Consider the following 1,313-nt stretch of genomic DNA (forward strand, 5'->3'; position numbering starts at 1 on the left):
GCGCCGGGGGCGAGCTGGTCGGTGTCGATGTCGGCGCCCAGGCGCCAGACCTTGTGCTGGTCCTTGTCGCTCATGCCAGCACCTCGCGCGGGTCGGTGATGCGGCCTCGCAGCGCGGAGGCTGCCACCGTGTACGGCGAGGCCAGGTAGACCTGCGCGGTCGCCGAGCCCATGCGGCCCTTGAAGTTGCGCGCGGTGGTCGCCACCACGTTGGCGCCGTCCGGGATGCTGCCGCCGTAGCCGGAGCAGGCACCGCAGGCTGTGGGGAGCAGTTCGGCTCCCGCGTCCAGCAGCACGCCCAGCACGCCTTCGGCTTGCGCGGCTTGCTGGTCTTGCAGGCTGGCCGGCGCGACCATCAGCCGCACGCCCTGGGCGACGCGATGGCCCTTGAGCACGGACGCGGCAGCACGCAGGTCGTCCAGCTTGGCGCCGGTGCAGGCGCCGACGTAGGCGGCCTGCACGGAGACTTCCGTGAATTCGCCTACAGGCTTCGTGTTGGCAGGGCTGTGCGGCGCAGCGACCTGCGGGGCCAGCGACGCCGCATCGAAGCGGAAGGTCTTGGCGACCGATTCGTCCACGTCGTCATCCGTATGCCAATGTTCGAGATCGATGGCTTCCGCGGGCACGCCCGTCCCGAGCAGCCAGTCGCGCGTGGTCGCGTCGGGCGCGATGAGGCCCGCCTGCGCACCCATCTCCGCGCTCATGTTGGACATCGTCATGCGCTCCTGCATCGACAGCGCCTGCACGGCCGGACCGCAGAACTCCACCGCCTGGTAGTCACCGCCGTTCATGCCGAAGCGCCCCACCATGTGCAGCATCATGTCCTTGGCCGTGACACCAGGCGACAGCTTGCCGTCCCACCACATGCGCAAGGTCATCGGAACCCGCACCCAGATCTCGCCGGTGACCACGACCCCGAGCATCTCGGTGCTGCCGATGCCGAACATGTAGGCGCCGAAAGCTCCGCCCGTGGGCGAATGCGAGTCGCCGCCCACGCAGAACATGCCGGGGCGGATATGCCCCTTCTGCGGCAGCACCACGTGGCAGATGCCGATGCTGTCGTAGACGTGGGGCAGCTTCTGCTCCGCGGCCCAGTCGCGCGCGATGCGCACGATCTTGCGCGAATCGTCGTCCTGCTCGGGCACGTAGTGGTCCATGACCAGCACGATGCGGTCCTTGTCCCAGATCTGCGCGCCCAGCTCCTCCAGCATCGGCTTCAGCCGCCGCGGCCCGGAGGAGTCGTGGAACATCGCCAGGTCGACCTTGGAGCTGACGATTTCGCCGGGGGCCACGTGGCTGCGGCCACTGGCGCGG

1 protein-coding gene is annotated in these 1,313 nt (G+C 69.3%); it reads right to left on the bottom strand.

Annotation, left to right across the window (positions count from 1 at the left end; all coding sequences use genetic code 11):
- Positions 1-70 precede the first annotated feature (70 nt).
- Positions 71-1,313: 3-isopropylmalate dehydratase large subunit (locus tag HHL11_RS34105; RefSeq protein ID WP_169423091.1), on the bottom strand; the 1,243-nt coding region annotated here is incomplete at its 5' end.

This window comes from Ramlibacter agri (genome assembly GCF_012927085.1).
In the GTDB taxonomy this organism is placed as follows: domain Bacteria; phylum Pseudomonadota; class Gammaproteobacteria; order Burkholderiales; family Burkholderiaceae_C; genus Ramlibacter; species Ramlibacter agri.